Source organism: Pseudomonas sp. B21_DOA (genome assembly GCA_030544685.1).
Lineage (GTDB): Bacteria > Pseudomonadota > Gammaproteobacteria > Pseudomonadales > Pseudomonadaceae > Aquipseudomonas > Aquipseudomonas fluorescens_AO.
Map to the genome: position 1 here is coordinate 232157 of CP086683.1, position 13516 is coordinate 245672.

Annotated in this window: 8 protein-coding genes; 4 read left to right on the plus strand and 4 right to left on the minus strand. The window is 62.0% G+C overall.

The features are described from left to right. From LJU32_01115 to LJU32_01130, 4 genes are read right to left on the minus strand one after another with little or no spacing between them, the layout of a single operon-like run. Positions 1-4575, minus strand: a complete 4575-nt coding sequence (locus LJU32_01115) for an alpha-2-macroglobulin family protein (protein WKV89133.1) — start codon at positions 4573-4575, stop codon at positions 1-3. Then, complete coding sequence (locus LJU32_01120) at positions 4572-5222, minus strand: DUF1175 family protein (protein WKV89134.1); 651 nt, start codon at positions 5220-5222, stop codon at positions 4572-4574. The genes LJU32_01115 and LJU32_01120 overlap by 4 nt, the downstream gene beginning before the upstream one ends. Continuing rightward, positions 5207-6919, minus strand: a complete 1713-nt coding sequence (locus LJU32_01125; protein ID WKV89135.1) for a DUF2138 domain-containing protein — start codon at positions 6917-6919, stop codon at positions 5207-5209. Before LJU32_01125 ends, LJU32_01120 begins: the two co-directional genes overlap by 16 nt. A gap of 35 nt (positions 6920-6954) precedes the next feature. Then, a complete protein-coding gene (locus tag LJU32_01130) occupies positions 6955-7746 on the minus strand; it encodes a DUF2135 domain-containing protein (GenBank protein ID WKV89136.1) in 792 nt (263 codons plus the stop codon). A 515-nt stretch (positions 7747-8261) separates the two neighbouring features. Here LJU32_01130 and LJU32_01135 point away from each other — a divergent pair. From LJU32_01135 to LJU32_01150, 4 genes are all read left to right on the plus strand, one after another. After that, complete coding sequence (locus tag LJU32_01135; protein WKV91015.1) at positions 8262-8483, plus strand: exodeoxyribonuclease VII small subunit; 222 nt, start codon at positions 8262-8264, stop codon at positions 8481-8483. Beyond that, the gene (gene ispA, locus LJU32_01140) at positions 8480-9367 is read left to right on the plus strand and encodes a (2E,6E)-farnesyl diphosphate synthase (protein WKV89137.1); all 888 of its coding nucleotides are present in this window, start codon (positions 8480-8482) and stop codon (positions 9365-9367) included. Before LJU32_01135 ends, ispA begins: the two co-directional genes overlap by 4 nt. Positions 9368-9458: 91 nt before the next feature. Beyond that, entirely contained in the window at positions 9459-11357 is a 1899-nt protein-coding gene (gene dxs, locus LJU32_01145; protein ID WKV89138.1) for a 1-deoxy-D-xylulose-5-phosphate synthase, read from the plus strand. Positions 11358-11522: 165 nt separating this feature from the next. Beyond that, entirely contained in the window at positions 11523-13403 is a 1881-nt protein-coding gene (locus LJU32_01150; protein ID WKV89139.1) for a TonB-dependent receptor, read from the plus strand. Positions 13404-13516 lie beyond the last annotated feature (113 nt).

Consider the following 13516-nt stretch of genomic DNA (forward strand, 5'->3'; position numbering starts at 1 on the left):
TCAGTTGACCGTGACCTGACCGAGGGCGGCTTTCGCCTCCTGGGCCTGATGCTGCGGTGCATACACTTGCTTGAAGCGTACCGGTGGCAGATTGAACTGGCCCTTCTGCGAGAAGCGCACCAGATGACGCAGGCGCAACTCGCCACTCAGCGCGTCGACCGGCACCGCGTATGCCAACTGACCCGGTTCGAAACGCGCCTTCTCCAGCGCGGTCGGTTCGGTACCGTCCTTGCCCTGCAACTTGATGCCCCACGTCGTGCGCTCGACATCCGCGCCCGGTGGCAGCGGCACTTCAAGCATGCCGTAGCGCAGCGGTTTCGCTGCCTTGCTGGTGAGGATCACCTCGTCCAGGTACAGGCTGTCGCTGGACAGCGGCTTCGTGCCGACCGGCTCGAGTTTGAAGGTGAACGCTTCGTCGCCCGGCACCAGACGCGACAGGCGCCGGGTGATGGTCACGGCCATCGGATCGACCTGCGGCTGTTGAGTCTGGAAGCTCAGCGCCGCACGCAGCGGCCGCTCTTGCGTGCCGGACACGCTCAGCACATTCGGCAGCGGCGTTGCGCCTTGCCATGTCCAGTACATCTCGCCGCTGGCGCCGTAGTTTTTCTTCCAGCCCTCACCCGGCATCAACGCGATGGTTGGCGAGGCCTGAGCGATGCTGCGTTGCAGCCAGGTTAGCGCCAGTGCGCGTTCCAGCGTCGATTGCTGCGGCAGCAAGCGTTGCAGCAATGCCGTGGCGCGAGCCTGATCAAACGGTTGCAGCGACAGGTTCAGCGCTTCGACAAAAGGCTGCGAACTGGTCGCCAGACGTTGTTGCGCTGCGCCCAGTTGCCGATTGAACGCCTCCGGCAAAGCAACTTTCGCCTGCGTGGCCAACGATGCAGTGAGTACCCGCGCCGCCGCCAGACCGAGTGCCGAGGCCGGGTCGCCCATTACCAGACTGTCCTGGCCGTCATCAAGCAAGGTTTCGGCACTGCCTTCACCGGCCTTGACCAAATCGTCGATCAAACCGCTGAGCAGCGTGTTCACTGGCAACTGCATCTGTTTGGCGAACGACAGGATCAGCGCCCGTTGCAGCAACGGCGTGTTCGGCGCTTGCTTGGCGTACACCTCGAGTACCCGCTGCCAGTGTTCAGGCGGCAGGTTCAGCTCGAGTACGCGGCTGGCGTTCCAGTCGGCGTAATAGGCATAGGCGGTGAGAAATGCATCCGGCTCGCCGTCGTAGCCCCACCAGGTGAAGCTGGCCGACGGTCCGGCCATTTGCACCAGGCGCAGACGACTGTTCTGCATGATCAGACGCAAGCGATCGCGAGTCTGCGGGTTCGAGGCCAGCGATGGATAAGCGATGCTCAATGGCAACAAGCGACTGGCGGTCTGCTCGACGCCGCCGTACGGGTAGCTGAGCAGATCGTCGAGGGCGGAACGGAACAGCGCTTGCGGACTGTCATCCAGGCGCAGGCGAATATCCGTGGCATCCGCCGGCAAACTCAACGGCGTATCGCCGCTGGCCACGTCGAGGCTTTGCGTCTGAGTGACCTGCCAGCCGTCGCCGGTGGCACTCAAGCGCACAGCCAGGGCATCGGCCACTTTGCCGTCCTGCACCAGCTCCGCCGTCCACCCGCCAGAGGCCAAAGCGAACGCCGGCAGTGGCAGGTAATTGATGCCGCTGTTCAGGGTCACCGGCAGACGTTGTTCGGTACCGGCATAGTGAGTCACCAGTTCCGCCTTGACCGGTTTCTCCGCCTGACTGAACGCAAACACGCCCAGTTGCGGCTGGTCGCCCTTGCGGAATTTGCTCGGCCCGCTCCACTTCAGGTACAGCGGCTTTTCCGAACGGACAAACTGCTTCTTCTGCCCGACCTGACCGTCATCGGCAATCGCCCGCGCGGTGATGCGCCAGCGAGTCAGCGAGTCCGGCATTTTGAAGGTGAAGCGGGTTTTGCCGTCGGCGCCGGTCAACAATTCCGGCTGCCACGCAGCGGTGTCGACATCTTCACGGCGCGGACGCTCGAGCACTTTCACGCCGCGTTCGCTGCGATTGGCTTTACCGGGTGCGCCGGGGCTGCCCGGCAACGCCACGTCGTAACTAATAAACGACAGGCTGGCACTGGTACGCACGTTGTTGCGCCGTGGGTGATAGAAGAACTGGTCGATGGTCGGCGCGACTTCCGGTTGCAGCGCGTAGACCATTTCATCGACCACGCTGACCGTCAGATGCGCCGGAACGGCTTTGCCGGCGAACTGCGTGGTCAGGTCGACCGTCACCGTGTCGCCCGGCAGATACACAGCTTTATCGGTGCTGATCGCCACGTCGATTTGCGGCGCGACCACTTTGATCCCGGCGTTCTGGAAGCTGTACTGACCGCCCTTGGTGTAGAGCACGGAGAAGGTCAGGTTCGGCGCGAAGTTATCCTTCACCGCAATGCGCGCGCGGTATTGGGTGTCGCTGAGTTTTTCCAGCTTCAGCCAGTCGCCGCCCTTGGCCAACAGCGCGGTCGCTTCTACCTTGTCGCGCTCCAGCGACAGCAGTGCATCGCTGACCGGCTCGGGGAAGGTGATCAGCGCCAGCGCTTCTTCGCCCGCCTTGTACTCAGGCCTGTCGAGGACGATTTCCACGGTACCCGGCACCGCTTTCACACCGTCGCCGGTGACCGCATGGCCGGTGGCACCAAGAACACGACCGTGTTGATCTTTCAGCGTCAGGTTGTAGGTGCCCGGGCGCTCGAAGGCGAGGCTGAAGCCTTTATCCGTTGCGGCGAGTTTGCCTTCGCCAGTGCTCTGGTCCTCCAGGCGCACCCAGGCGTAGCTGCTCGGCGTCACGGCTTTGCTTTGTTCAGTGCCACCCTCGTTGGCGTAGCTGAAGGCAACCTTGTCGCCGACCGCGCTGAAACGCTGCGGTGCGCTCAAGCGAAAACTTGCCGCACCACGGTCGATGAGGATTTCCTTGGTGGTCTTGACCCGATACGCCGCGCCGTCGCTGGCGAATACGGTGAGCATGTAGCGGCTTGGCTTGTCGGCGGCTGGCAGGTCGAGGGTTGCGTTGCCCTTGCTGTCGGTGGTCAGTTCGGTGCTGGTCAGCTCCACCGGGAATTGCCCGAGGTATTGCAGCTCGTTGTCGACCATCGACAGTTGCTGGGCACGCAGGCTCAGGCTCAATTTCGCGTTGGCCACCGGTTTGCCGTCCGGGTAGAGCAACACCAGACTGCCTTTCACCGGCTCACCGGTGCGGTAATCCTGCTTGGCCAGATTCAGCGAGATTTCGAAGTGCGGCTTTATGTACTCAGCCACACGGAAAGCACTGCTGTAGGCCTGATCTTTGTAGTTGAAGCGGATTTCGTAACCACCGGCCACGGCGTTATCCGGTAACTGGAAACGGCCCTGGGTTCCTGCTTTCGAATCAAGCTTCAGATCGAGGGTTTGCAGTTCGGTCCCCGTGGCATCAAGCACGCTGACACTGACATCCGCCGCACCCGGCAGCACCGAATCACGGGCATTCTTGAACTCGCGACCGACGATTTTCAGCGACACCCAATCGCCCGGGCGATACAGCGGCCGGTCGGTGAAGGCATAGAGTTTGGTGTCGTAGATTTCACTGTCGTAGTAGAAGTTCTCCGAGACGAATACGCCGCCTTCTTCGTCCTCGCCGATGACAAACGAGCGCTCCGGGCTGACGTGTTTCAGACGCAGCAGACCGTCGGCATCGGTAGCTCCGCTGCTCATCACGCCGAGGCCATCGGTCCACAGCACATTGACCTTTGGCACCGAGCTGCCTTCATGCTTGCGTGCGGCCCAGACCAGCAGCTCATCACCGGCAATCTTGCTCACCGCGACGGTGTTGGAGACGAAAACCATGGTGGTCGCGCGGTACTTGCCGATCAGCGCTTCAACCAGATACAGCCCCGGTTTCAGGTTACCCAACGGGATGTACACGTTGCCCGGTGCGACGCTGACAAAGTCACTCGAAGACCCAGCCAGATTGACCCCGGCCGGTGGCTGGATCGGCTTGGCCTGCCACAGCGGATAGCGAAACTGGCTGACCACCGGCAAACCCGGAATCAAGGCAAATTGTGGCTGCGCGTCGTACGGCGTCGGCGCGGCCATGGCCTCGCCCATTTTCAGCTCAGGCACTTCTTCGGTGACCTGCTTGCGCGACTCGTAGGAGAACGCACGCTGCATCACCCGGCGGGATTTGCGATACCAGTTGTCCCACAGATACGCGAGGGTGTTGGACAAACCTTCACCCTTGAACTGGCCGTCACTGACGACGCGGTGCAGGTTCTTCTGGCGCTTGAGAAAGTCCAGCGGCTTGTCGATGCGATACACGCGGATGTCGGCGCCGCCGTACGGCTCCATGCGGAAACGCCGGTAGTCACGACCCGGGGCTTCGAGGCGGACCATCGCCGGCTCGTCGCTGGCAAAACTGCTGTCGGCGAGCAGGAAGAAACTCTCACCGGCCACCGGCGTGTAATTGCTCGGTTCCACCGAGTCTTCGGCGTTGACGCAGGTAAACGGTAGCAACAACGCCAACAGCAAGGAAATTCGCGAACAGATACGCAACATGCGGGCACCGGTCATTGGGAGAGAAAGTTCAGTCGATAGACGCCGATGAAGTTGGGGTTGGCTGCGTCGGGTATCCATCGGGTGTCCTTCCATGTCATGAGTTGCTGCAGGCTTGCCGAACGCATGCCGTTGTCAGTGGGGGTGGTGGTGCCGGTGTGATAGGCGATGTAGCGGCCCATCCAGATCATCAGGTGCTGGTCGTCGCCCTGATCGAAAAACATCAGGTCACCGGGCCGCGCCTGCGACACATCGCGGCCGACCAGATGGCTGTTGAACTGAATCAGTTTGATCGCGTTGACGTACGGCCCGATCTTGCCGCCGCCCTGCTGCCACTGTTGCGCGAGTTTGCGTTGCGCGTCGCTCAGCGCCAGTTCCGGCGGCAGATAGCGATTGGACAGACCATTGCTGCGCAGCCATTTGTCGTCATGGACTTTCAGCGCTTCGTTGGCGGCAAAGCGCACCAGCCCCGCGCAGTCCTGCTGATACCAGCGCGGGCTCGGGCCCTGGCTCAATTGCTCTTGAGCGATGCGCACAAACCAGGCGCGAAACACCTGGGATTGCGCCGGGTCGAGCGCTGGTGCTTCAACCGCACGGGCGCCTGCGCTCAGCAGCAACGCAAGCAGGCCGAGGCTGCGGATCAGTGCGCTCACAGCGCTTTCCATTCCAGCGGCAGCCATTGCCAGTGGCCGTCCGGCTCGCTGCCTTCGGGCAGGGTCAGGGCATATTTGCCGTAGCCGCCGAGGGTGCGCAGTTTCGGCATCAGGTAGGTTTGCGCAGCGTTGTAAAACACCGGTTCCATGTCCTGCGGCAGGCTGTCGAGGGTTTCGCGCTGCATCAGTTGCGCCATCGCGTCCGGGCCGAAGTAGATCGGCATCAGCACGTCTTTAGGCAGCACGTCGGCCATCGGCGGGAAGCGCTTGTCGAGGGTGCCGAGGGCTTTGTCGACGAGTTTGTCGTCGAGGGAAAACAGCAGCGTCGAGCCGTGACGGGCAAGGCTGACTTTCATGAACGCCTTGCCGGAAATCGCCTCCGGGTTCTCGGCGGTCTTCGCCGCGTACGGGCCGAAACTGGAACTGACCTGACGCTGCCAGACGTGGCTTTGGCCTTCCTGCTTGTCGATCACCGGGAACACGTTTTCGGCGACGTTGGCTTCGAACGCGCCGACCATCGAACCGAACAACTTGCCCAGATCAGCGTCGAGCTTGCTGCTGTCTTCGTCTTTGAGACTGGCAACCAGCAACGGCGTGTACAGCCGCGAATCGGCGTACCAGCACAGACCGGCCGCGCCAGCGACGTGTTCGGTCAGCGTTTGCGCAACAGCTTCATCGGCACCGAGTTTCATCAATATCGGTTTCTGCGGCTCGGCCGCCACCGGCAGGGTCACGCAAGCGCTCGCCCCCAGCGGCATCGCCTGCCAGACCGGTTTGAAATCGAAGTCCGGCTGGTTTTCCAGTTCATCCATGGCCAGATAGCTGTGCCAGCCCTTGTCGTCCATGTCGAAACGCAGGCCGGCGAAATTCGGGATGAAGCGCTGATAGCCCATGGCGAGCACGCTGGAATTGACCGACAGGCGCTGTTTGGTTTCCGGGCTCTTCGCTGGCAGGCCGAACGCTTCCGGAAAGAGTTTTTCACCGTTGAGCAACGCCGCCAGCGCTTGCGCGGAGACGCGGCCGGATTCTTCCGAGACGCCGCTCTCCGGGTCGTAGTACTTGGCTGGATTGGACAGCACCACCAGCTTTTCACCGCGCGACGCGAACAGCAGCGATTTGCTGGCGTTGTAGCTGAGTTGATACAGCGGCACGTCATCGCCGCCGACTTTGAGAGTGCCGAAGATGCTGAGCTGAGTGTCATCCAGCGCCACTTTCGCCAACGGCTCGAGCAGCTTGGCCAATCCGCCGCGATCCATCACCAGCAGGAAATCCTTCAAGCGGCCATCGGCGCCACGCCACAGCGCAACATCGGCCGGTTGATCGAAAAGCTGTTCGATCAGGCTGTCCTGCAACTTCAGGTCATGCTCGTAGATGATCCGCCGCAGGCTGCCGATCAGGCCAAGTCGGTCGGCGTGGGTTTCGTAATAGAAAACGAAATCCTCGGTGAGCGTGGCCTTGAGGAACGGCACCGTCAGCAGGTCCTTGGGCAACTGACTCAGCGAGCGGGTTTCGAGCAAGGCGTCCGGACGGCCGAGGCCGAGCTTGTCACTGGCAAGTGTCGCCGGCGGCGCTTTGGGCTTGAGCAGCAGCCAGCCGAAACCGCCCGCCACACCGGCCACCAGGCACAGGCCGAGCACGACCAGCGGCCAGCGCCGCGAAGGTTTGGCCGCCGGTGTCGCGGCAGTTGGAGTCACAGTGTTATCGCTCATGTTCACAACATCCGAGTTCATCCGTGGCGGGATGCTTAATAGTTGAAAGTCTTGACCAGCAACAGATCACCGATCGCCCGCAGGGGCACGATGAAGGTTTCGCGTTTTTCGTCGACGGTGTTTTCGTTGAGCACCAGGGTGATCTGCGAGGTGATCACCTCGTTCTGATTGCTGGTCTCCTCGAAGTTATAGCCACCATCGCCGTAGTTGCCCCAATAGTTGACGTAGACCAGATACGTGCCGTGCAGCGGCGCGGTCATGGTGAACATTTCCGGGCCGGGGCCGTCGACGCCATCCGGGTCGAGGCCGCCGCCATTGCTCAGCGCCGGCCGCGCCCAGAACGCATGCTGACCGTCGGGGGTGACAATATGCAGATCCAGTTCGGCTTTCGGGTCGTCCCATCCCAAGACAAGACGAATCTTCGCCGGCGTGCGCAGATTATTTGCTTCATAAAATTGCACGCGCTTGAGCGACTGGCCTTCGGCACTGATCACTTCAACGCTGTTGGAGCCGGCGCCGAACGCGTAAGGCCGGGCGAAGCGCCCCTGATCATCGGTGTACAGATTCAATGGATTGCCGTTGACGGCGAGGCTGTGCGGCGGGCGCATGTGCCCCAGAGCCTTGAGCTGGCCCTGGATCATCGTGCGATTGCGCTGGATGCCGCGATCGATCGGCGGCGTCGGGTAGGCGACCTGCGGATTTTCCGAACGATCGAGCAAGCCGTGATAACGCCAGCCGCCGACCGGCTCGGACAATTGCGCAGTCGGCGCGGCCCACAGCACAGGCGCGCAGGCGAAGCCGATCAGCAGCAAAAGAAATGAACGCATGTGACGCCTCCTGCCATGCCTTGAACGAAACCTCGCACCCGATCCTCGGTACTTCACAGCGGTGAACTGCGTTTCGTCTGAATGCCCCGCAACTGTCGGGGCCGTAGAAGCCGCGAAGATTAGCGATTCGGCAGTTTTTTAACAATCGGATACATGTGTGATTGCTGTAGGAATTGCGCTTTCGAGAGGGCGTGAGCCGAATAGCGAAGTTATTCGGCTCATAAAATGAGCCGAATAAGCCTCAGCCCCGAAACTTCTCATTAACTTTGTGACAAGGGGATTTATCCCAGCTCGGCTGCGCAGCAGTCGTAAAACCGGCGACTTCGATTTTCCTGAGAGTACCGGTTGTCTGGTTTTAGGGTTGCTACGCAACCCAGCGGGGATAAATCCCTCGCCACGGGGTCATGTGCGCGGCTTTGGGTGGGGCGTCTCATTTGCCCATACCCCCTATCTGCTAGTGTCGCGCCGGTTTAACGTCTACCGGAAATTGCCGCCATGGCCCGCAAAAAGCTGCACTGGATTTCGAACAATCCCTCGCCGACCTGCAAACACTGGTCGAGCGTCTGGAGAACGGTGAATTGTCGCTGGAAGACTCGCTGACCGCTTTCGAGCAGGGCATCGGTCTGACCCGTGACTGCCAGGCGGCGCTGGCCCAGGCCGAGCAGAAAGTGCAGGTGCTGCTGGAGCGCGATGGCGAGCTCGCCGAGGAACCCTTCGACGCGGATGAGCCAGAATGATCGCGGCGTATTCGGCGAGCAGTCAGGCCCGGGTCAACGCGGCGCTGGAGACGCTGTTCAACGCGCCGCTGCCGGAACTGGCGCGGCTCTACGAAGCGATGCGCTACAGCGTGATGAACGGCGGCAAACGCGTGCGCCCATTGCTGGCGTACGCCGCGTGCGAAGCCCTCGATGGCCAGGCTGAACAGGCCAGTGGCGCGGCGTGTGCGGTCGAATTGATCCACGCCTATTCGCTGGTGCATGACGATTTGCCAGCGATGGACGACGACGATCTGCGTCGCGGCCAGCCGACGACCCACAAGAAATTCGACGAAGCCTGCGCGATCCTCGCCGGTGACGGCTTGCAGAGCCTGGCCTTCAGCGCGCTGCTCGACCCGCGTCTGAGCGATTGCAGCAGCGAAATCCGTCTGCAGATGGTCACGGCGCTGGCCCATGCAGCCGGCCCGGCCGGCATGGTCGGTGGCCAGGCCATCGACCTCGGCTCGGTCGGTGTCAAGCTCGATCAAACAGCTCTCGAACAAATGCACCGGCACAAGACCGGCGCGCTTATTGAAGTCAGCGTCAGGCTCGGCGCCCTGGCCAGCGGCCACGCCCAACCCGATCAGCTACAGGCCCTGCAGACTTATGCACAGGCCATCGGTCTGGCCTTTCAGGTGCAGGACGACATCCTCGACGTGGAAAGCGATACCGCCACCCTCGGCAAACGCCAGGGCGCCGACATTGCCCGCGACAAGCCGACCTACCCGGCCCTGCTCGGTCTCGACGCCGCCAAGGCTTATGCGCTGGAACTGCGCGATCAGGCCCTGCAGGCGCTGCGACCGTTTGACGCGGCCGCCGAGCCGTTGCGGGAGCTGGCCCGGTATATCGTCGAGCGGCGCAACTGACGGCGTATCGGCCAAAAAAGACCAACGCGTGGGCAGGGGCCGATGCATCAGGTAAACTGCCGCATCTTTTATACCTATAACGATTCGCCTGATGCCCACGACGTTTCATGAGATTCCCCGCAAGCGCCCGACCACGCCCCTGCTCGACCGTGCGAACACGCCGGACGGCTTGCGCCGGTTAGGCGAAGCCGAGCTGGAAACCCTGGCCGATGAGTTGCGCCTGGAATTGCTCTACACGGTCGGCCAGACCGGTGGGCATTTCGGTGCCGGCCTGGGCGTGATCGAGCTGACCATCGCGTTGCATTACGTCTTCGACACCCCGGACGACCGTCTGCTGTGGGACGTCGGGCATCAGGCGTATCCGCACAAGATCCTCACCGGTCGCCGCGAGCGCATGGCCAGCCTGCGTCAGAAGGACGGCATTGCCGCCTTCCCGCGCCGCTCCGAGAGCGAGTACGACACCTTTGGCGTCGGCCACTCCAGCACCTCGATCAGTGCCGCGCTGGGCATGGCCATTGCCGCCCGCCTGCAGGATAGCGATCGCAAAGCCATCGCCGTGATCGGCGACGGCGCGTTGACCGCCGGCATGGCTTTCGAGGCGCTCAACCATGCGCCGGAAGTCAACGCCAACATGCTGGTGATCCTCAACGACAACGATATGTCGATCTCGCGCAACGTCGGCGGGTTGTCGAATTATCTGGCGAAGATCCTGTCCAGCCGCACCTATGCGAGCATGCGCGAGGGCAGCAAGAAAGTCCTTTCGCGCCTGCCCGGCGCCTGGGAAATCGCCCGTCGCACCGAAGAATATGCCAAGGGCATGCTGGTCCCCGGCACCCTGTTCGAAGAACTGGGCTGGAACTACATCGGCCCGATCGACGGCCACGACCTACCGACCCTGATCGCCACGCTGCGCAACATGCGCGATCTCAAAGGCCCGCAGTTCCTGCACATCGTCACCAAGAAAGGCAAAGGCTTCGCCCCGGCGGAAGTCGACCCGATCGGTTATCACGCCATCACCAAACTCGAACCTCTGGACGCCCCGGCCGCTGCGCCGAAAGTCGCCAGCGGGCCGAAGTATTCGGCAGTGTTCGGCGAGTGGCTGTGCGACATGGCCGCGGCTGACGCGCGTCTGGTCGGGATCACCCCGGCGATGAAGGAAGGCTCGGATCTGGTGGCGTTCAGCGAGCGTTTCCCCGAGCGCTATTTCGACGTGGCGATTGCCGAGCAGCACGCGGTGACGTTCGCCGCCGGCATGGCCTGCGAAGGCGCGAAACCGGTGGTGGCAATCTACTCGACGTTCCTGCAACGCGGTTACGACCAGTTGGTGCACGATGTCGCGGTGCAGAACCTCGACGTGCTGTTCGCCATCGACCGTGCCGGTCTGGTCGGCGAAGACGGCCCGACCCATGCTGGCAGCTACGACCTGTCGTACCTGCGCTGCATCCCGGGGATGGTCATCATGACCCCGAGCGATGAAAACGAACTGCGCAAGATGCTCACCACCGGCCACCTCTACAACGGCCCGGCGGCGGTGCGTTACCCGCGTGGCAGCGGGCCGAATGCAGTCATCGAAAAAGATCTCGAAGCGATCGAAATCGGCAAGGGCATCGTTCGTCGTCAGGGCAGCAAGGTCGCCATGCTGGTGTTCGGCGTGCAACTGAGCGAAGCCTTGAAAGTCGCCGAGAAACTCAACGCCACCGTGGTCGACATGCGGTTCGTCAAACCGCTGGATGAAGCGCTGGTGCGCGAGATCGCCGGTAGCCACGAGCTGCTGGTGACCATCGAAGAGAACGCAATCATGGGCGGCGCCGGCGGCGCGGTCAGCGAATTCCTCGCCCGCGAGAACATCCTCAAGTCGATGCTGCATCTGGGCTTGCCGGATATTTATGTCGAGCATGCGAAACCGGCGCAGATGCTCGCCGAATGCGGGCTCGATGAGGCCGGAATCGAAGCGTCGATTCGCCAGCGCCTGGCATTGCTCGCCCGCTAACTCGCTGAACACACAATACCTGTGGGAGCGGGCTTGCCCGCGAAGGCTTCGGCACATTCAACCTCGATGTTGAATGTACCGGCCTCTTCGCGGGCAAGCCCGCTCCCACAGTGTTTTGTGGAAGCATAAAATTTGTGTACATCTGCAATTTCTCACGGACCACCGATGAACCTCCGCCTCGCCCTGCCCTTCCTCCTGCTGCCAACCGCCAGCGCCCTCGCCGACACCTTCGAACGCGATCAGGCGCTGAAGCTGCCGGACACGCTGATCAGCGCCAATCGTCAGGTCGAAGCGCGCAACGACAGCAGCGCCGCCAACACCGTGTTCACCCGCGAAGACATTGATCGCCTGCAACCCAGCGACGTGCCCGATCTGCTGCGGCGCGTGCCCGGCGTGCAAGTGGCGCAGACCGGCGGGCGCGGCAGTCTGCCGGGGATCTACATTCGCGGCACACAATCGGCGCAGAGTCTGGTGCTGGTCGATGGCCAGCGCATCGGCAACTCGACTTCCGGCGACAGCAACCTGCAGCATCTGAACATCGAGCAGATCGAGCGCATCGAAGTGCTGCGCGGTTCGCGCTCGGTGATTTACGGCAGCGACGCGATTGGCGGGGTGATCCAGATCTTCACCCGGCGCGGCACCGAGCAAGGCTTGCAGCCACGCTTGCACCTCGGCTTCGGCAGTCAGCAGACATGGGAACGCAGCCTCGGCTTGTCCGGCGGCGACGAGAAAACCCGCTTCAACCTCGGTGCCAGCCTCGACGAAACGGCCGGGATCGACCGTACCCACGAGTCGTATCCAAGCGACCGCGACCATGATGCCTACCGCAACAAATCCCTCAGCCTGAGCCTCAGCCACGCGCTGACCGAAGACCTCGAAATCGGCGCCAATCTGCTGGATAACCGTGGCAGGAGCGAATTCGACAACCCGTTCGGCCGCTTCGATATGGACACTTTCGAGTCGGTGCAACAGCAGCCCTACAGTGATTTCAATGTCAGCAGCGTCAGCAGTTATGTCGATGCGCGGGTCAATGAAAGCTGGAAAACCCGCGTCGAATTCGGCCACAGCGAAAACCGCGAAAAGACCTTCGACAAGCTCAGCGACGAGCGCACGGTGTTCAACACCTATCGCGACTCGGTGAACTGGCAGAACGACCTGACGCTGGACGCGCGCAACAGCCTGATTCTGGGCGCCGACTGGTACGAAGACCGGGTCAACAGCAGCACCGCGTTTGACGAGGACAGCCGCTGGAACCGCGCAGCCTTCATCCAGCATCGCTACCAGGCGGACAGTTTCTCCACCGAGATCGGCCTGCGCCACGACGACAACCAGCAGTTCGGCAGCCAGAACACCTGGAGCGGCACCTTCACTTTGCCGCTGAATCCGGACAACGACGTGCTGCTGAGCTACAGCGAAGGGTTCCGTGCGCCGACCTTCAACGACCTGTACTACCCGGATTTCAGCAATCCCGACCTGAAACCGGAAACCTCGAAAAGCTACGAACTGCAATGGCGCAGCCAGTTGAGCGACAGCGCGCGGCTGGAAGCCTCGATTTACCGTACCGACCTGGAAGACGCGATCATCTTCGGCAGCAACTCCCGACCGCATAATGTTGCGTCAGCGCGGATCAATGGTTTTGAAGCGGCACTGAAGCAGGAGCTGTTTGGCTGGCAGAGCAATCTTGGCGTAGCAATCATCGATCCCCGTGATCGCGATACCGGGCATACCTTGGCGCGACGGGCGCGGCGCACGGCCAGTTGGGATGTGGATCGGCAATTCGATCGCTTGGGACTCGGCGCCAGTTGGCAGTTAGTCAGCAGCAGTTACGATGACTTGAACAACACCCAGTCGCTGGGCGGCTACGGCACGCTCGGGCTGCGCAGCAGTTGGGCGCTCAATCGTGAGATCAAGCTGGATCTGAAGGTGGATAACCTGCTGGACAAGGGTTACAGCCGGGCGAATTACAGCTATGACGGCGCGCAGTATGGCTATCGCGAGGAGGGCCGGGCGTGGATGTTCGGGGTGACGTGGACCCCTGAACTCTGAGCTGAGATCAGCGCTGTATCATCCGACCTCTTCGCGAGCAAGCTCGCTCCCACAGTTGATCTCTCTTGCACCCAGATTCTTGGTTAAAACCCGATCAAATGTGGGAGCGAGCT

Excerpts from the sequence above, each read along its gene's own strand:
- LJU32_01115 (WKV89133.1), bottom strand. The coding sequence starts at position 4,575 with ATGACCGGTGCCCGCATGTTGCGTATCTGTTCGCGAATTTCCTTGCTG.
- LJU32_01120 (WKV89134.1), bottom strand. The coding sequence starts at position 5,222 with ATGGAAAGCGCTGTGAGCGCACTGATCCGCAGCCTCGGCCTGCTTGCG.
- LJU32_01125 (WKV89135.1), bottom strand. The coding sequence starts at position 6,919 with ATGAGCGATAACACTGTGACTCCAACTGCCGCGACACCGGCGGCCAAA.
- LJU32_01130 (WKV89136.1), bottom strand. The coding sequence starts at position 7,746 with ATGCGTTCATTTCTTTTGCTGCTGATCGGCTTCGCCTGCGCGCCTGTG.
- ispA (WKV89137.1), top strand. The coding sequence starts at position 8,480 with ATGATCGCGGCGTATTCGGCGAGCAGTCAGGCCCGGGTCAACGCGGCG.
- dxs (WKV89138.1), top strand. The coding sequence starts at position 9,459 with ATGCCCACGACGTTTCATGAGATTCCCCGCAAGCGCCCGACCACGCCC.
- LJU32_01150 (WKV89139.1), top strand. The coding sequence starts at position 11,523 with ATGAACCTCCGCCTCGCCCTGCCCTTCCTCCTGCTGCCAACCGCCAGC.